The organism is Arthrobacter zhaoguopingii (assembly GCF_009828605.1).
GTDB classification, from domain to species: Bacteria; Actinomycetota; Actinomycetes; order Actinomycetales; family Micrococcaceae; genus Arthrobacter_D; species Arthrobacter_D zhaoguopingii.
Genome location: NZ_WIAE01000003.1, coordinates 179,753 through 195,490, shown reverse-complemented (window position 1 = coordinate 195,490; position 15,738 = coordinate 179,753). Strand labels below are relative to the sequence as shown.

The 15,738-nt window shown below is 64.0% G+C and carries 19 protein-coding genes and 3 tRNA genes; 10 read left to right on the top strand and 12 right to left on the bottom strand.

Going from position 1 to position 15,738, the window contains the following annotated elements:
- The first annotated feature begins 20 nt into the window (after window positions 1–20).
- Entirely contained in the window at window positions 21–650 is a 630-nt protein-coding gene (locus GVV77_RS06075) for a copper resistance CopC family protein (protein ID WP_159617258.1), read from the top strand.
- 16 nt (window positions 651–666) lie between these two features.
- Here GVV77_RS06075 and GVV77_RS06070 read toward each other — a convergent pair whose 3' ends face one another.
- Entirely contained in the window at window positions 667–1,299 is a 633-nt protein-coding gene (locus tag GVV77_RS06070) for an FAD-dependent monooxygenase (RefSeq protein WP_246199667.1), read from the bottom strand.
- A 256-nt stretch (window positions 1,300–1,555) separates the two neighbouring features.
- On the opposite strand from GVV77_RS06070, the gene GVV77_RS06065 reads away from it, so the two are divergent.
- Window positions 1,556–2,575, top strand: coding sequence for a universal stress protein (locus tag GVV77_RS06065; RefSeq protein WP_159617256.1), 1,020 nt, complete (start codon window positions 1,556–1,558; stop codon window positions 2,573–2,575).
- 35 nt (window positions 2,576–2,610) lie between these two features.
- Here GVV77_RS06065 and GVV77_RS06060 read toward each other — a convergent pair whose 3' ends face one another.
- Window positions 2,611–2,970, bottom strand: a complete 360-nt coding sequence (locus GVV77_RS06060; protein ID WP_159617288.1) for a metallopeptidase family protein — start codon at window positions 2,968–2,970, stop codon at window positions 2,611–2,613.
- A gap of 145 nt (window positions 2,971–3,115) precedes the next feature.
- Between GVV77_RS06060 and GVV77_RS06055 the strand changes: the two genes are divergently transcribed.
- From GVV77_RS06055 to GVV77_RS06045, 3 genes are all read left to right on the top strand, one after another.
- A tRNA-Glu gene (locus tag GVV77_RS06055) sits at window positions 3,116–3,188 on the top strand.
- Window positions 3,189–3,277: 89 nt separating this feature from the next.
- Window positions 3,278–3,351: transfer RNA gene (locus tag GVV77_RS06050), tRNA-Asp, on the top strand.
- Between the two features lie 61 nt (window positions 3,352–3,412).
- Window positions 3,413–3,488: transfer RNA gene (locus GVV77_RS06045), tRNA-Phe, on the top strand.
- A 382-nt stretch (window positions 3,489–3,870) separates the two neighbouring features.
- On the opposite strand, the gene GVV77_RS06040 is transcribed toward GVV77_RS06045, so the two are convergent.
- The 3 genes from GVV77_RS06040 to GVV77_RS06030 form a co-directional block, all read right to left on the bottom strand.
- A complete protein-coding gene (locus GVV77_RS06040) occupies window positions 3,871–4,482 on the bottom strand; it encodes a hypothetical protein (RefSeq protein WP_159617255.1) in 612 nt (203 codons plus the stop codon).
- A 48-nt stretch (window positions 4,483–4,530) separates the two neighbouring features.
- On the bottom strand, window positions 4,531–5,274 hold the full coding sequence (locus GVV77_RS06035; protein ID WP_201293179.1) for a DUF2382 domain-containing protein: 744 nt from the start codon (window positions 5,272–5,274) through the stop codon (window positions 4,531–4,533).
- A gap of 139 nt (window positions 5,275–5,413) precedes the next feature.
- Window positions 5,414–5,926, bottom strand: coding sequence for a hypothetical protein (locus GVV77_RS06030; protein WP_159617253.1), 513 nt, complete (start codon window positions 5,924–5,926; stop codon window positions 5,414–5,416).
- A gap of 316 nt (window positions 5,927–6,242) precedes the next feature.
- On the opposite strand from GVV77_RS06030, the gene GVV77_RS06025 reads away from it, so the two are divergent.
- Window positions 6,243–6,461: a DUF4193 family protein gene (locus tag GVV77_RS06025; protein ID WP_425483344.1), complete on the top strand. Its 219-nt coding sequence runs from the start codon at window positions 6,243–6,245 to the stop codon at window positions 6,459–6,461.
- Between the two features lie 787 nt (window positions 6,462–7,248).
- Here the strand turns inward: GVV77_RS06025 and GVV77_RS06020 are convergent.
- The 6 genes from GVV77_RS06020 to GVV77_RS05995 form a co-directional block, all read right to left on the bottom strand.
- Entirely contained in the window at window positions 7,249–7,590 is a 342-nt protein-coding gene (locus GVV77_RS06020; protein ID WP_159617252.1) for a hypothetical protein, read from the bottom strand.
- A 481-nt stretch (window positions 7,591–8,071) separates the two neighbouring features.
- Entirely contained in the window at window positions 8,072–8,539 is a 468-nt protein-coding gene (locus GVV77_RS06015) for a hypothetical protein (RefSeq protein ID WP_159617251.1), read from the bottom strand.
- Between the two features lie 151 nt (window positions 8,540–8,690).
- Window positions 8,691–9,038 (bottom strand): PRC-barrel domain-containing protein, encoded by a 348-nt coding sequence (locus tag GVV77_RS06010; protein ID WP_159617250.1) that lies wholly within the window; start codon window positions 9,036–9,038, stop codon window positions 8,691–8,693.
- Window positions 9,035–9,694 carry a DUF2238 domain-containing protein gene (locus tag GVV77_RS06005; protein WP_159617249.1) on the bottom strand — a complete coding sequence of 220 codons (660 nt, stop codon included), beginning with the start codon at window positions 9,692–9,694 and terminating at the stop codon, window positions 9,035–9,037. Before GVV77_RS06005 ends, GVV77_RS06010 begins: the two co-directional genes overlap by 4 nt.
- Before the next feature lie 68 nt (window positions 9,695–9,762).
- Window positions 9,763–10,290 (bottom strand): hypothetical protein, encoded by a 528-nt coding sequence (locus GVV77_RS06000; protein ID WP_159617248.1) that lies wholly within the window; start codon window positions 10,288–10,290, stop codon window positions 9,763–9,765.
- Between the two features lie 359 nt (window positions 10,291–10,649).
- The gene (locus tag GVV77_RS05995) at window positions 10,650–10,955 is read right to left on the bottom strand and encodes a hypothetical protein (RefSeq protein WP_159617247.1); all 306 of its coding nucleotides are present in this window, start codon (window positions 10,953–10,955) and stop codon (window positions 10,650–10,652) included.
- Between the two features lie 424 nt (window positions 10,956–11,379).
- Between GVV77_RS05995 and GVV77_RS05990 the strand changes: the two genes are divergently transcribed.
- The 3 genes from GVV77_RS05990 to GVV77_RS05980 all read left to right on the top strand — a co-directional run bounded on the left by GVV77_RS05990 (window position 11,380) and on the right by GVV77_RS05980 (window position 13,679).
- Complete coding sequence (locus GVV77_RS05990; RefSeq protein ID WP_159617246.1) at window positions 11,380–11,721, top strand: hypothetical protein; 342 nt, start codon at window positions 11,380–11,382, stop codon at window positions 11,719–11,721.
- 282 nt (window positions 11,722–12,003) lie between these two features.
- Window positions 12,004–12,594, top strand: a complete 591-nt coding sequence (locus GVV77_RS05985) for a hypothetical protein (RefSeq protein ID WP_159617245.1) — start codon at window positions 12,004–12,006, stop codon at window positions 12,592–12,594.
- A gap of 461 nt (window positions 12,595–13,055) precedes the next feature.
- Window positions 13,056–13,679: a Pr6Pr family membrane protein gene (locus tag GVV77_RS05980; RefSeq protein WP_159617244.1), complete on the top strand. Its 624-nt coding sequence runs from the start codon at window positions 13,056–13,058 to the stop codon at window positions 13,677–13,679.
- A 758-nt stretch (window positions 13,680–14,437) separates the two neighbouring features.
- Here the strand turns inward: GVV77_RS05980 and GVV77_RS05975 are convergent.
- Window positions 14,438–14,947, bottom strand: coding sequence for a hypothetical protein (locus tag GVV77_RS05975; protein WP_159617243.1), 510 nt, complete (start codon window positions 14,945–14,947; stop codon window positions 14,438–14,440).
- A 294-nt stretch (window positions 14,948–15,241) separates the two neighbouring features.
- Between GVV77_RS05975 and GVV77_RS05970 the strand changes: the two genes are divergently transcribed.
- Window positions 15,242–15,733 (top strand): hypothetical protein, encoded by a 492-nt coding sequence (locus tag GVV77_RS05970; protein ID WP_159617242.1) that lies wholly within the window; start codon window positions 15,242–15,244, stop codon window positions 15,731–15,733.
- The last annotated feature ends 5 nt before the right edge of the window (window positions 15,734–15,738 follow it).

Sequence of the window (15,738 nt, the reverse complement as noted above, 5' to 3'; positions counted from 1 at the left end):
GCGGAGCGTAGGCTGAAGCCATGGCTTTCTCCGCATTCACCCCCTCCCGTCCGCGGCGCCGCCGGCGGACCTCCGGCGGCCGGGCCCGCACCGTCCTGACCCGCGCCGTCCTGGCCCCGGGGCTCATCCTGCTGGTCCTCCTCGGCCTGGTGGCCGGACCGGCGGCCGCCCATGACGAGCTGTCGGGCAGCAACCCGGCCGACGGCGCAACCGTTGCCGCAGTTCCCGGGGCCATCGAACTCACCTTCTCGAGTGTCCCCTCGGGCCTTGGCGCGCAGGTTGAGGTGCTCGACGCCGAGGGCAGGTCCTGGTCCGACGGACCCGTCCGGATCACGGACAACACTGCGGAGCAGAGCGTGCGCCCGGGGGCCCCGGCAGGGGAGTACACGGTCAACTGGCGGGTGGTGTCCTCGGACTCCCACCCCATCGAGGGAGTCCTGACCTTCACCGCCGAGTCCGGAACCTCGGCCGCACCGGATTCGGCCGGCACCGCGGTGCCGATTACGCCCGCCGAGGCGGAGGAGGATTCGCCGCAGGCTGCGGGAACAAGTGACTTCCCCTGGAGCATCGCCGTCATGGCCATCGTGCTGCTCTCCCTCGCCGCGGTGCTTGCCACAACGGCCCGGAAGCGGCTGGGCGCCAACCGGTAGCCCGGTCCGGGAACGCCTAGGCGTGACGGGCGAGGTGGTCCCCGCCGGCCTGGCCTGAGGCGGCGATGGTGTCGCTGACGACTTTCGCCTGACGCACGATCTCCCGCGTGGTCGGGGTGAGGACCTCGCCCACACCCACGAGGTGAAGGCCGATCGCGGCCAGGGCCGCGCGGAAGTCGGCGCCGATGGCGATTCCAAGCGAGCGCAGGAACCGGCGCAGCTGGTTCTGGGGGTACTTGGTCAGCACGACGTGGTCGGCCAGCAGCACACCGTCGGCGGTCTGGATGGCCCACTTCTTGCTTGACGGGACCCGCGCCGGAAGCACGGTGGAGTGCCCGATGATGCTGAGCTCCTCACAGCGGGTCGCGCTCCGGACATCGAGGCTGTGGCTTGAGGCATAGGCCCGGAGCAGGCGCAGCAGTTCGGACCTCTCCGAGAGGGACACGGAATCGCTCATCACTGTGCGCATCGGGCCCGAGTCGAGGCAGTCGAGCCCTTCGACGACGATCGAATCGATGCCATGGCGGCTCAGTTCGCTGGCGACGGCGAGCCCCGGCAGCCCGGAGCCGATCACAACGGTGGTGGTCAGTTCTGCCGCCGTGGACGCCTCCGGCAGGGCATGCGCTGGGTCCGGCGGCAGCAAATCCACGACGAAGTACCTCCGGTTCGAAGGAGAGCACAGTACGGACCGGCGCCTCTTCCGGGCCGTACTGATTCCCGGCCGCGAACGGGTCGGACGGGAACCGAAGCGCGGAGCAGCACGCCGAACGGCGGACCTCCGGGTCTCGATTTCACGAAGCCTATATAACTTTTTGCACCATGAATAGACCAGTGCCCCGGAGTAGGCTACAAATATTGACAACCGGCCCCGGGTCGGGGTCGGGCGGTGAGCAAAGGGGCGTGCCATGAGTACCTCGCAGGGCGATCATCCGACCGAAGCGTCGGTCCGATCCGGAATTGTGGTGGGGGTTGACGGCTCCGACCAAAGCGTGTGCGCCCTGCTGTGGGCGGCGCAGGAAGCCGAGCGGCGCCGTTCACCCCTGTACGTGGTGACCGCCTACACCGTGCCGGTATTCGCCGCTTCAAGCATGGACGCCGGCTACGCGACGGTTGACGACTCGGTCATCCGCGAAGGGGCCCGCGCGGTCCTCGATGAGGCGGTGGCCCACCTGTCCGGCAGGGGAATCGAGGTCATCCCGCGGATCGAGACCGGCGACGCCGCCGGAGTGCTCCTCGACCTCTCGGCCGAGGCCGACCTCGTCGTCGTGGGTTCCCGTGGCAGGGGAGGCTTCGTCGGGCGGCTCCTGGGGTCGGTCAGCAGTGCCCTCCCGGCCCACGCCAAGAGTCCAACGGTGATCGTCCCGCTCTCGTGCGCGCCGCGCTTCGGGCAGCCGCAGCTTGCGGGCAGGTCCAAGGCCGAGCCCGGCCCGCCGGCGTCGGGGATCGAAGGGGTCGTCGTCGTCGGCGTCGACGGCTCCGAGCAGGCACGGCGGGCGTCGCTCGCGGCCGCCGAGGAGGCCGTCTCCCGTGGCATCCCCCTGCGGGTCATCTGCTCCATCCCCCCGTTCAACGGCTCGCTGGCCTGGGTGCCGGCGCCCCTGGACCGGGAGGCGCTTCACGCGGACATCACCGTCCAGCTCGAGGCGGGCCGGAACTGGCTGCAGAGTCACTTCCCGGGCTTGGAGATCACCGTGGAGCAGCTCGACGGGCCGCCGGCGGAGGTGCTCATCAACGCCTCGCGCACGGCCGAGCTGCTGGTGGTCGGCACGCGCGGCCGCGGAGGATTCACCGGGATGCTGATGGGCTCGACCAGTCAGGGCGTGCTGCACCATGCCAAGGGGCCGGTGATGGTGGTTCCGGACAGCGAGGACCCGCGCCTGCTGGACCGCAGTTCCTTCGGGCCCATGATCCCGCCGGTGGGCTGAGCCGCTCCCTGCCGGAAACCCGGCGTCGAGCCCGGCTACCCCCAGCCGAGCTCGTGCAGGCGGTCGTCGTCGATGCCGAAGTGGTGGGCCACCTCGTGAATGACGGTGATCAGGATCTGCTCAACGAGTTCCTCCCGGGTGGAGCACATGCGCATCAGCGGCTGACGGAAGATGCTGATGCGGTCCGGCAGGGATCCTGCGTCCCACCAGGAGTCCCGCTCAGTCAGCGGCACCCCCTCGTACAGGCCCAGCAGGTCCGGGTCCGGGTCGTCGCCCGGGCCCGGCTCGTATTCCTCCACGACAAAGATCGCCACATTGTTCATGGCACGGGCGAGGTCCTCGGGGATCGAGTCGATGGCGTCATCCACGGCCGCCTCGAAGTCGGCAAGGCTCATGTCGATAGGCACGCTTCGACTGTATCCGCGCTGCCTGCCGGTTTCGGCGGCGCGAAACGCGGCGCCGATGCATTTTGGAAATTCCAGAGTAAGGACCTATAGTTTTATAGGTCCACAGCGGGGGGTTTTCGCCCAGTGTGGTCAGGCCCCCATCGTCTAGCGGCCTAGGACACCGCCCTTTCACGGCGGCGGCACGGGTTCGAATCCCGTTGGGGGTACGCAGGATCCGCCGGTTTCGGTGGTCATTCTCTCGGCAGAGATGCTGGTAGGATGAAACTCTTGCAAAAATGAAAGTGCAAGTTAGCAAGGCCCTGTAGCGCAGTTGGTTAGCGCGCCGCCCTGTCACGGCGGAGGTCGCGGGTTCAAGTCCCGTCAGGGTCGCTCAGGCGGCAGGCGAAAGCAGTGCCGGTTTGATGCGGTGATCATCGGAAGATGGTTGCACGGCTCTGTAGCTCAGTTGGTAGAGCGTTCGACTGAAAATCGAAAGGTCACCGGATCGACGCCGGTCGGAGCCACCAAACCCCCGGTAACCCGGGGGTTTTTTGTTTCTAGCAGTCGGCCGCCCCGCATAAACCCTCACACCCAAATCAGGCCGTCCAGCCTCCGTCCCATGACCTCGGCGAGGATCACCGCCACCGTCTTGTGGAACGAGTGAGTGGTCGAGGGCCCAGGCTCCGCCACACGGCAGTCCGACGACAGTATGAACTCGATGAGTTCGACAGTGTCCCATCAGAGGTTCACGACGACGCGCGTGACACTTTCATGGCGTTCGTCGGGCTCGCCGAGAGCATCAATTGCGCGCCCGGGCCAAAGAAGCCCAGGGAGCAAAAGTTGCACACGCAATCGGCCCACCCTCATGAGTTGGAGGTGGGCCGAAGGTTGCGCGCAAGGGCTCGGTTGTTACCTGTTATTGACCAGGTTGGCATCGTCGACCTTGCGATGGAAACGCATCCCGGCCAAGCCACCGAAGATCGCGCCGATGAGTGCTACGACCGCGGCAACGATCGCCGAAATGATCCCAGCGGTGGTCATGTTTTCCGCATTAGGGATTTGCGGAAAAATGTTGAACTGGGCAAGGATGTTGAACTGGGATCCGGCGATTGCGCCGAGGCCGCCGACAATAACCGCGATGGCGATTGCCCACACCCACACGGCGATGCCCTGCTTCATGCCCTCGAACCGGGCCATTCGCCCGGCGACGTAACCGCCGCAGAAGTAGGAGATGAAAAGGATCACCGCCAGGATGATTGCTCCGATAATGCCGGCGGCCTGCGGGTTCTGCGCGGCCTGGGATGCCACATCAGTGTTCGTCACGTTGCCCACCACTGCACCGAGCGCCGCGGCTAGGGCGGTCAACAGCACCCCGGTTCCGGTGGCGGTGAGCCAACCGAAGAAGGCCGAACCGATCTTGATGCCACCAAATTCTTCCTTTTCCCGTTCCAGCAGGTGGTTCCGCTGGTCCCGGTGGTTATTGCCTGACCCGCTGTGGGCCGATCCTGCGCTGGTGCTCATGAGCTCTCCTGAGGTCTATCTCCGGTGCGGGTGGTGGGCGAACGCCTGTCAGCGGCGGCCGTGGTCGACGTCGTCCACTTCAATTCGTTCATTGCGGACTTCCTCATTGACGGTCTGTTGTTCGGTGACGGTCTCCTTATCGAGGCGGACCCGCTCGACCGGGACAGCCTGCTTCTCCACGACCGGGCGCTCCTCATGAAGAACGACCTCGTGCTCGTCCTCACTGAGGACGGGGCCGGCGAGGGCTTCCTCCCGGTTGACGTCGGTGACCGGTTCGCGCTCGACACGGACCTCTTCGCGGTGCACCGGGACCGTTTTGGTGACGTTCTCCGTAATGACGAATTTGCGCAGTCGCGCACGACCGGCCTCACGGCGCTCAGTGCCGACATGGAGCTGCTCTTCGGAGCGGGTCATTGAATCGTCGGTTGTTGGTCCGGAGGTTCCCGTGGGGTACTCACCAGTTGTGTAGTCGTCGGTGGGGAGGCCGTAGTAGCGGTAGAGTCCTGCCTCTTCCTGCTTGCTCAAGTGAGCGTCGGGTGCAACGTTAGGGGCGTCCTTAATCTTGGCCTTGGAGTATAGGACGCGAACGTCGTCGCCCTCAAGGTCTGCGCCCTCGAGGGGCGCGAAGGATTCGTTGGAGCCAAAGAGGCCGGTGTTGACGGTGACCCAGCTAGGGTTGCCGGTTTGATCGTCGACGTAGATCTGGCCGATGGAACCAACCTTGGCGCCGTCAATGTCGATGACCTTGTCGCCGAATTCGAGGATCTGCGAAATGTCGTTCCTGGAAATCAATGTGTTCTCCTTCATCAGTCGTGGTGCACAGGTACTGCCCGGAATCGCGATGGATCGCCGCGTTGGCGCGATCCCTGATCGTGCACTCACGCCATGCCGCTGCGAAGGCGTCCCGGGATGGGGAAGCCGGTGTGCCGGATTACTTCTCTTCGAGAATTTCCGCACTTGTGACCGAGAGGTAGGGCTCGCCGAGGTAGTCGGCGTAGAGCTCATCCTCCAGATCGATACCGAGGTTGTCCTCCGCGGCCGCGACGTCGAACTCCTGCTCGACCGTGCCGGTCAGTTCGACAACCTGACCTTCATCGAGGGGCGGGATTTCCTGCTCCTCAACAATCAGCAATGGATCCACGGTGGTGTCGTCGCCACCGGCGATCACGAAGGTGTCATCGGAGAGCGTCTCCGTCACCTCGGCGGAGACGGTGACTTCCTGACCCGTGTAGGAGTCGGCCTCGTCGTAGAAGTTTTGGTCATAGATGCCGTTATATGCGCCCTCAGCCGTCGGGTCGGTTTCGCCTTCTACGACGTCCTCAACGCTGGTTCCTTCTTCTGTTCCCGCTGTATCCGAGCATGCCGCCACGCTCAGAACCCCGAACGGCAGCAGCGCGATGGCTGCTGTCTTTTTTGTCCAGACACTTTTTGATCGAGTACCCATGACTTTCTCCTTCTGATCGGCCCGGTGACCGGGTGTCTTTGGTGAGTGGGTCGTGTTGGCCCCTGGATCCACGGTAGGCAGGCCGGCCCGGACCGCCCGAGTCGCTTAACCCGATCGTTACTCCACCGGTCGGAAGTCCGGACCCGCCGCGGTCGTGCTTTGAGATGAATGCTGGCGGCCCGGTCGGTGAGCATTACTTCCACCGCCTGAGGCGGTATCCACCAAGGCTCGGGAGGAGCGGGAACCAACAACGAAGCGGCGGGAACCTCGCAGGAGAAGGACCTGCTGCACGGCTGGGGGTGGGCGTGGGGGCAGGATCCCCAACCATGGCCGTAATAAGGCCCAGCACAGTGCCACCACGCAGACTGCCCTCATTGACGTTGAAGACGGCGATACCGCAGAAGGGTTCGACCTCCCCGGAGCAGTCGTCGATGATGAACTGCTCTTCGAGGTTGTCCCGGTGCAGGTAGACGAGTTCAGCTGCATGTCCTGCTTCCTCGTTCACCATCGCAGCCAGCAGGCGGGGGAAAAATAACGGCTCACGGTACTGTCGGGAGTCCGAGGGCTAGTACATAACTTCCCTTGCCCGCACCCGAAGGCGGGGAGATGGATTGTTCTGAAGAGCACAGCCAGGCGGGTTCACCTACGTTCTAAAGCACGCCCACCAGGTCATGCCGATCAACCCGAGATCATTCCGGTGGCTGCAATTGAGCAGGTGAGGGATAAGCGCTAGATGACGCCGGTCCTCAAACGATCGGCACGAGCGGTGTTTGGGATGTGGTTTGACTCATGGGCCCAGGTTCTGCTGCTGCGGGTCCATCTAGGCGGCTTCAGCAGGTTACTCCGCTGCTTGACCTGAGTATTTTCGAAGTCGCCCTTGCCGGTTTCACCGTGTTCTTCGGCCTGCACTTCGTCTTAACGGACCGGGGTCTGGAGGAACACTACAGCCGGAGATTCCGATCCTCGGGGCCCACCTGCTGGCCGGGTCCCTGCTGGCGGGATGGGCGCTCTCTGCCCTAGTCGCGCCCACCAGCACCCTGCTCGTGACTCTCCTGACGGCGTTCCTCGCGGGCTCGATTCTGTTGAATGTTTTTACGGAAGAACTGCCCTCCAACCGCAACTCAAGTTTCGGTTGAATCGGAATCTGGCGCAGCGAGCGGATACAGGAGCGTCGCCGGCACGGTCCCGAACGGGCCACTGTCACACCGGGGCGCCACCGAGCGCATATATGAGGTCCACTGCCGGTCGGTCTTATGCAGCTGTGGCCCGAGGGGAAAAATGCTGCACGGACGGGCCACCAGAGACCCGAGTTCTATGGGACTTTATGCGTTGATGGCCTGGTGGTGTTTCACGGACAGGCGCACGATGCTACCTGCGACACGGTCCACCGCGCCTAGAGGCTCAAAGAGATCCGTGCTGGCCCTGTCGCAGTCGATGCGGATGAAACCGTCACTGATGAGGCGGTTCCGGCGCGCCATTGGCAAGTCGGTGACGGGCGTAGCGACCGCGCCGCGAAGGCCCGATACCTTCGTTCCGCCATGGGTCACCAGTTGTGAAACCGGCATGCTGTTGCGGCCCAGTTCCACGACCTTCACGACACCCACTTTTTCGCCACTCCTGTCGAAAACCTGCATGCCGGTACGGATTTTGCCGAAAACGTTCATCGCTCAAGTCCCTTCTCCTCTGCCCATCTCGGCTGCAGTGCAGCGTGTTCATTGGACCTGATGTGTGTTGGTCGTGCCTGTGGGCGTTGTGTGCATTGTTGGAGGCCCGCTGCGGGGTCCTTAGTGCCTGCGCTCTATCGGCGCGCCGCCACCTGTCACTGCGCGCAACGCGCCGGGGCGGACCGAGCGTCCGCCGAAACGCGGCGGGGTATCCGAGCCCTGCTGCGGGTGGATGCTTCGCTCTATAACCACCATAAGCATGCTTATGTTCGCTGCACCCCTAGTTCATCCCATCGTTACCGGGGGCCGGACACTGAAATCCCGCTGTTACCGAAGCGTGGCCCATCCGTAGCGCTGACGGCCGGCAGGGGACCCCTGTGTGCGCGGATCGACATCGGTTCTGGCCGTCCGGGCGCACCCGAGCCTTGCCGTCCCAGGCTCCACTGCGGGAAACCGGCGGGCCGGGGGGGGTATCCCAGTGTTAGGAGTGCCCCGACGGGGTGGGGACATAGGGCTCATACTGCTCCAGGGTGCCATCGAGCACGGGGACTTCAACTGCCCGGTCGCCGGCCTCGGTCGTGACGGTGAGCATCGTCCGGGACCCCGGCGGGCCGTCGGCGGTGTCGAGGATTTCGGGATGGGTATCCAGTCCGAGTTCGCCCTGCGCGGGCACGCTCACGGAGACGGCATCGTCCTCATCGGCGATGGTCACTTCCACCGCTTCATCCGATTCGTTGAACAGCATGCCAAGTATCCGCGCAGGCTCCGACTCGGCCGAGGATACGAGCGAGAGGCTGTGGATCTCGACCTGTCCGACCCGGACGTCGCTTCCATTAGCGATTGCCGACCAGTCCTCTTCGGGGGCTGAACATCCGGCCACCAGGGCCAGGGCAAGGGCGGATGCGGCCACCGTGAAATGGGCCGCGGGACGGGTGGATACGCGTTTCATTGTGGGAACTCCATAGCTCGATAGCGTGTGTGTCCGCTGCGGCCGGGCCGTCGTGGTGGCTGCCTCCGCGCGGCGGACCCCGGTTGGTTCCTGGCAGGAGGGCCGCCCCGGAGGCGCCCGCCATGGTGCGGGCGCCCGAGGCCGCTGCCTCTCAGGCGCGGGAGGTTCCCGCAGCGGAGGAGTTCAGGTGAACACCCTCGTCCGTAACCCGATCCACTGCCTCAGCAGACTCGTAAAAGTGATTGCCCGGGCCAGTCCCGTTAATCTCGAGGTAGCCCAGGCGAAGCAGCCGTTCCCGGCGTTCCTCGGGCAGACCGGAACCACCACCGAGCGCGTTCGCCAACGCGGAAAACAATCCGTCGGGGCTTGCAGGATCCTGGCCCTGTGCGGTGACGGCCTGGGGATCGCCCATCTTCACATTCTTGACTGACCCCACTTTTTCCCCCGAGGAGTCAAAAACATCCATACCTTGCTGGATCGATTTCAGCGGATTCATCATCGGTTCTCCTTCACTCGAATGCTGTCGGTGTCTTCCTCGTGCTGGGCCTGCTGTCTTCCGTCGTTTCTGTCTGCGCGGCTTTCGAAGGTCTTCCAGCCAGCCAGGGCCATTCCCGCCAGAAGGGCGCCAAGACCCCCGACGGCGAGGTCAGCGACGGTGTCGTTGTAACCGACGTGGATTGCCTTGGTGAGATAGGCGTTGCCCGCCCATTCAAAGAACTCCCACATCACGGCGGCGGCAAGTCCCAGTGCAAGCGTCAGTGCCACGATGGAGCGTCGGGGAAGCAGCTTCGTATCGGCGCTTCCCGGGATAATCCCGGTCCGGGCCAGGACGAGGAACAGCGCCGCCGCCGACGCACCGGCCGTAATGAAATGAATGAGCAGATCCCACCAGGAGATCGCCCGGTACAACCCGGCGATACCGCTCCAGGTGGCCACGAAAATGGTCAAACAAAAACCGGCATCGAAGGGACCTGCCAGGCGGGCCATCCGTGGAATGAGCAGACCAAGGAACACGACGGTGAAACCAATCGTTTCCGGCAGTCCCATCCACAACGCGCACACGCCGATGCTGAGGGCGGCGAACAATCTGACCGCGTCGGCCGTCCGGCGGGTGCGGTCGTGCCATGCCCGGGCCGCGGTGCGTTTGGGCATCATGAGTCCTTTCGGGTCCGTCCGTGCGCGGTCCGCCGATGAATCCGGGCGGACCGCGCGCCACGCGGAGGTTAGCTGTCGGCGACGACCGATGTGTCGACGCTGGTGGCCTCGACATAGGGCTCGCCGTCCCAGTCCTCGAAGGCTTCGTCATCGAGGTCGATGCCCATCTCCTCTTCGACCGTGGGAAGGTCGAATGCCTCGTGAACGATGCCGGTGACGCTGACCGTCAGTTCCGGTTTCACCTCGGGCATTTCCTTGTCGTGGACGACGAGCAGTGCTTCGACCGTGGTGTCGTCGGTGCCGGCGATGGTGAAGGACATCGGGGACATGACCTCGTTCACATCCGCCGAAAGGGTCACTTCCTCGCCGACATAGGAATCCATCTCGTCGTAGAACGCACTGTCGTAGACGCCGTCGTAGGGGCCGGTCTCCGCAGCCGGATCGCCCGCATCGACCTCCTCGTCCACAACATCTTCCACGTCGGCGCCTTCCTCCGTGCCCGAGGTGCTGCAACCCACCACGCCCAGGGCGGTCATCGGCAGGAGCGACATTGCAGCCGCCCGCTTCATCCATCGGTTCTTAGTCATAGTTCCCATGACTCCTCCTTATCGTTGAGGTCCGGCGGCGCATCCGGTCCGTCGTGTGGTTGGTTCCCCCGCGCCGTCCATTCACCGTAGGCAGCGCTTTGTAGAGAGCCCAACCGCCGTAACAGGTCTGTGACCTCCGGGCGGATCCTGCCCTCCAGCCACAGGGCGATTTTCCCTCCTGCCCGGGCCGACAATGCTGTCGGGCAGCGGCACCGGTGGCCGGGGCCTGAGGTGTGAGGCCCGCGATGCAGCCGCACTCACGCCCGGGAACAGGCTGCCGGCAGAGCGGTACCGGAGAGGAACGCCGCGCGGATGCTCCCCCGGCGCCGGACCTTACCGGACCGCCGATCCCGGGCGTTGAATGGACTTCAGATTCCGCGACGGTAATCGCGCCTCTTGTCCGCCCGTGTCTGCGGGTCCCCGGCATAGGGGACGCCCTCAGGGCCGGGCTCGGCAGCAGTCTTCCCGGCCACCCCGGAGGCCGCGGTGTTGGTCAGGGGCGGACCGGACTGGACGATGCGGCCGCTGCCCCCAGCATCCGGCGGCAAGCCCGCGTCGGTGCCTGGAGTGCGCGCGGTGTACCCGATTGAACCGGCGGTGGATTTCCGGCGCAGCAATCCCACCGTGACAACGATCATCGCCACAACAATGCCAATCCAAAAGAAAGTTTCCATGACACGACCTCGATTTCGTTTCTGGTAGTCCCGGCTTGCATTGAGGGCCGGTGGACCCGGCACCCCGCCCTCCGGACAATGACGCCGCCATCCAGGCGGGACCGGGCGTTGACGCCTCGGAGCAGTCGGGGCCGCGCGTGAACCTGTTGAGAGACGAAGCCCCACCGGGGATGCCGCTTCCGGATCTTCCCCGGTGAATCGGCGCGGCGCCTGGCCGAAGTCCAGCCAGTTTAGGGAGGCTCCAGAGGACCCCCAACCGCTGAGACCAGCCCGTTACCCTCACCGGCCGCAGGGAAGCCGTCGGCGCAACGGGTATTCAGGTATTCGTCAGGTTTCTTGCAGGAGACGTACGCGCTACACACAGACTGCGGTCGGCAGCACGGGCTACCGTTCGAGGCACAAACACCGGCGGACAGGAAACGACATGACAGGAATTTTTGGAAAGCTACGAGTGGGAATGAACGTCTTCGACCGGTCCGGGGACAAGATTGGAATCATCAGGGCCGTCGAACCGGGCCAGATCGATGCGCCGCCGGGACTCTTGACGTATACCGGAGGGAGTCTCTCTCCGCCGGGGGAAGTGCTTTCCACCCCGGCCAGCGGGCTCCCGATGGTCCGGCGGCACAGGCTGCGCAGAAAGGGGTACATCCAGATCGGATCGGAGACGGGAGGTAAAGACCTCTTCGAACCCTTCGATGCCGTTGGACGGGTAGCCGGCAGTATCGTGCGGCTTTCGGTCAAGTGTTGCAGAAGCGAGGAGGAATGAACAGCAGCTCCGAGGAGCCGATCGGCAGCACCTGCTGAACCGGGCTCCTAGCCGCCGGTGATGCCAGGGTCCTCCAGTAAACGACTCCAGGGAGGCAGGCTTCGCCTCCAGAAACCGCCCGGTGCGCCACAGGCATGGACGCGTTGTTCCCATCCTGCCCGGTGGATCCGGTCAGAATTGGACCGCAAACCAGGGCACAGAACAGCACACAGCTGACCCAGGAATGCGAGGGTTACCGGATTGTGAGGTCAAAGCTCCCGGGGCGCTGCCCATAATGGGGTGATGTCATCAACCCCACATGAGCATCGAGCCAGCCCGCCTCCACCGGCCGGATCCGGAGAACCCGCAAAAAAGAAACGCGGGAGAAACGCCTTATTGATTATCGCGGGTGTCTTGCTCAGTACGGTTCTTGCGGCCATCAACGGCCTCCAACTCGCCTCCCTTGAACGCGCCACCGAGGGCCTGGCCATGCCCGATACCCGGCTTACCGGTTACGACGCCGACTACATCGCTCGCGTTCAAGAGCGCATGACAGATGAGTTGTACGAGCGTTACGGAGCATCCCACTATCTGTGGGACATTCTTTTCCCGGTCGTTTTCGCAGCCACCTTGATCCTCTTGATCTCCCGCATCACCCGCGGCAGGAAAATCAGATGGCTGCTGCTTCCGATCCCCGTCATCTTCGTGGTCATCGACATCACGGAAAACCTGATCCTCGAGGCGACGTTCGCCGCGGACGTTCTGGATCCCGGCGCTGTCGCCGCTGCCTCTACGTTCACCGTCCTGAAGTTCATTCTCTTCGCAGCCTGCCTCGCCGCCGGCCTCGCTGCATTGCTGACCCGACCGAAACAGGTTGAACTGCCGATACGTTGATGCCGGCTTCTACACCCGGATGAGCACCAAGCTTCCCAGTCGGTGACCGGTCCGGCGGGGCGGGAACCGGTCGAACTGGCCCAACCCCAATCCGGGACCGCCCCCGCTCAGGCGCGGCTGCAGGCGGTGTCCACCAAGGCCGGGAATGGCAGGGCCCGGAGCTGACCGCTGCCTCGATCCAACGCTTCGCGCCCCGATGCATCGGGCGGTCAGGCAGCGGGCGTCGGAATCTGCTGTGCCTTCATGGGACCGGTGAGGCGGTGGGAGGTGCGGTTCCCAGACGATGTCAGCGCTGCCTAACGGACACTCAGGCACTGTCGCCGCCATCGGCCTCGGTAAGGACCTCACCTCCCCCACAGAGCACAAGTCGGATACAGTCATTCCTGCACCGGGGCGCCCGCAGCCTTAATTGCACTCCTTCGTAGCCGGACGCATCCGGCGGCCCCAAACAAGGAGGTTCAGTGCCGTATCCCGTCATGGTCCTCCGCGCCATGGTCATTATTGTGGCGCTGGCGGCGCTGTTCTTCCGGGCGGACTGCGCATTTCTCACCAATACCTGCCGGGTCGGACAGGTGTTCAGCTATTTCACCATCCACAGCACCATCCTCTTCACGCTCACCCTGGCGGTGTCCCTGTGGTACCGGGGAAGGGAGGGCGAATGGCTGACAGCCGCCCGAGCGCTGGCGGCCTCGTACCTTGTCGTCTCAGGGGTCACTTTCGGCACAATGCTGCTGAACGCCGACCTCGTCGGCCATGTCTTCCTCGTGTCTCTGTCATCGAAAGTGATGCACTTCGTGCTTCCCGTCTATGCCGTCCTGGATCTCCTGTTCGTTCCAGGAGGACGCCGGCTCCGCTGGAAGACCGGCTGGATGTCGCTAATCTTTCCCCTCATCTGGTCGTCCTACATTCTGACCGCGGGAAGAATCTCAGGCTGGTACCCCTACTTCTTCCTCGACCCCCAGCAGGTGGGAGGGTACAGGGCGGTTGCTGTTTACTCATCGGTTGTGGCGGCGCTGACTCTTGTTTCATCATTTACGCTCGTCGGCTTGAACCGCCTCTCGTCCCCTCGCACGTCGCTCCCCTGAGACCCGGGGCCGGTGCAAGACCCGGCCTGTGTGCATTGTTGTGACAACCGCGGACGGGCAGGGACGGGCTCAATAAGGTGACCGGTTGCCCCGGGGGCGGACCGCAAGGTGCAGGAGGATGGAATATCGATCCAGCACGGGTACGAGCAGGCACAACCGGCCCGCCTTTCGTGGATTGATCGATTGAAGGTGCTGGTGAAGCGGAAGCCGCTGGTGATGACTTCGACCAGGACGGGCCTTCGGTCATCGATGTCCAGAAGGGTGTATGGCTAGGTTCCGCCGGTGACTACTCTCCCCACGTTGACCAGGAGGGTCTCCGTTTCAGCCTGCTCTTAGGCGACGATCCGGGTCTGCCTGATGCAACCCCGGCCTCACCGTGTCTTCGACCGGCACGTGGGTGCCGCCTCCGTCCTAGGCGGGGGGAAGGACTCCCTGCGGGTCCGCAGCGACTGGGAGCAGCAACGAAGCGTCCGCAGTTGACGGTCCCCTTAGGTAGCGGCCCCCCACGACGATAGGGAGGACCGTCCGTAGGCTCCAAAGGGCGGCCACCGCACGGGCAAGCAGCCCCCGGTCCTCTCAGGGACCGGAGGAACCGTCGATGCCGAGGCACCCGGCGGGAAGCTGCCGGCCCGGCGATCATCGGACACCGCGAGCCGCCCATTCTGGCTCTCTTGCCGTGGGCGGCGGTACCTCTCCGTTGACGAGCAGCAAGGGGCCGTGGTCCTGCTGGCAATCACTGGGCCGGACGGCTAGCTTTCCTAGGATACGGAAGCGTCGATGCTTACGGCTTCCACATAGGTCTCGCTGTCCCAGTCCTCGTAGAGGTCGTCCTCAAGGTCAATGCCCCTTTCTTCCTCGACGGTGGGCAGATCGAGCGCTTCGTGAACAGTGCCCGTGACTTCAACCACCTGACCCGGATCCACGTCGGGGAGCTCTTCGTCATGAACGATCAGCAGCTCGTCCACGGTGGTGTCATCCGTGCCCGCGATGGTGAACGATACCGGCGAGATGATCTCATTCACGGTCGCAGACAAGGTCACCTCCTCGTCGACGTAAGAGTTCATTTCCTGCTGGAAACCCTCATCGTACTGGCCGGCATAAGGGTCGGCGATCTCATCCTTTTCCACCGGCTCATCGACAATGTCCTCGACGCTTGCCCCTTCCTCGGAGCCTGCGGTGCTGCAGGCGGTCGCCCCCAAAACAGCCATGGGAAGGATCGCTGCTGCTGCAACCCTCCTGAACCGAACATCTTTCCCGAGCGCGTTCATTGTTCCTCCTTCATTCCGGGGACCGGCGACGCTTCCGGTCGCCGGTTGGGTTGCGCGTACACGCCGTCCGGTAAACCTAGGCGGCAGCCGGTCGGTCTCCAACCGCCTTAATGGGCCCGTGACTTCCCGGCCGCGGGCCGAAACGGCGTTTACGGTGGCAGGATCCACCACTGGGTACCTCGGGTCACAGGTGCATTAAGCCGGTTGCCCCGGATAGCAGGCGTTCCTAGCGTTGGGTCCGGCGCCTACCACCATTCCTGCCCCGCGCCTGGTGAATGTTCAGAAGGAGGAGTCATGGGTTTTCGTAGAAGGAAGTACGAACTGAAAAAGGCCGCGGCGATAGTTTTCCTGCCGTTTGCTGCGTTGAACCTCGCTTCGTGCGCCACTGCAGGGCCGGAAAAAGGCGTAACGGTCGAGGAGGTTCTGAAAGCAGAGGGCGACACGGAGGAACCCGTGGGTGATGACTCCGGAGGTTACGACTCGCTGGTGGGTGAACAGGTGACCGTCTCGGCGGAGGTGAACGAAATCGTTTCACCCATGGCCTTCACCATCGCGGGCACGGATGACACCACCGTTGACGAGCTGTTGATCGTCCATGACGAAGAGCTCCCCGACGTGGATCCGGGTCAGGTGGTTCAAGTCACGGGCAGGGTCCATGAGGCCTTCGACCTAGCCAGATCGGAGGAAGACCTGGGCATCGACCTCGACGAAGACCTCTATGACGACTGGAACGACCTGCGGTACATCCAGGCCACCAGCGTGGATACATCAGTGGAAAACAACTAGCGGAA

Bases quoted from the DNA above. Each gene is read 5' to 3' on its own strand.
- GVV77_RS06005 (WP_159617249.1), bottom strand. From the start codon at position 9,694: ATGATGCCCAAACGCACCGCGGCCCGGGCATGGCACGACCGCACCCGC.
- GVV77_RS06075 (WP_159617258.1), top strand. From the start codon at position 21: ATGGCTTTCTCCGCATTCACCCCCTCCCGTCCGCGGCGCCGCCGGCGG.
- GVV77_RS06030 (WP_159617253.1), bottom strand. From the start codon at position 5,926: ATGGGTACTCGATCAAAAAGTGTCTGGACAAAAAAGACAGCAGCCATC.
- GVV77_RS06060 (WP_159617288.1), bottom strand. From the start codon at position 2,970: ATGAGCCTTGCCGACTTCGAGGCGGCCGTGGATGACGCCATCGACTCG.
- GVV77_RS06000 (WP_159617248.1), bottom strand. From the start codon at position 10,290: ATGGGAACTATGACTAAGAACCGATGGATGAAGCGGGCGGCTGCAATG.
- GVV77_RS05970 (WP_159617242.1), top strand. From the start codon at position 15,242: ATGGGTTTTCGTAGAAGGAAGTACGAACTGAAAAAGGCCGCGGCGATA.
- GVV77_RS06065 (WP_159617256.1), top strand. From the start codon at position 1,556: ATGAGTACCTCGCAGGGCGATCATCCGACCGAAGCGTCGGTCCGATCC.
- GVV77_RS06020 (WP_159617252.1), bottom strand. From the start codon at position 7,590: ATGAACGTTTTCGGCAAAATCCGTACCGGCATGCAGGTTTTCGACAGG.
- GVV77_RS06015 (WP_159617251.1), bottom strand. From the start codon at position 8,539: ATGAAACGCGTATCCACCCGTCCCGCGGCCCATTTCACGGTGGCCGCA.
- GVV77_RS05990 (WP_159617246.1), top strand. From the start codon at position 11,380: ATGACAGGAATTTTTGGAAAGCTACGAGTGGGAATGAACGTCTTCGAC.
- GVV77_RS06040 (WP_159617255.1), bottom strand. From the start codon at position 4,482: ATGAGCACCAGCGCAGGATCGGCCCACAGCGGGTCAGGCAATAACCAC.
- GVV77_RS05975 (WP_159617243.1), bottom strand. From the start codon at position 14,947: ATGAACGCGCTCGGGAAAGATGTTCGGTTCAGGAGGGTTGCAGCAGCA.
- GVV77_RS06010 (WP_159617250.1), bottom strand. From the start codon at position 9,038: ATGATGAATCCGCTGAAATCGATCCAGCAAGGTATGGATGTTTTTGAC.
- GVV77_RS05985 (WP_159617245.1), top strand. From the start codon at position 12,004: ATGTCATCAACCCCACATGAGCATCGAGCCAGCCCGCCTCCACCGGCC.
- GVV77_RS05995 (WP_159617247.1), bottom strand. From the start codon at position 10,955: ATGGAAACTTTCTTTTGGATTGGCATTGTTGTGGCGATGATCGTTGTC.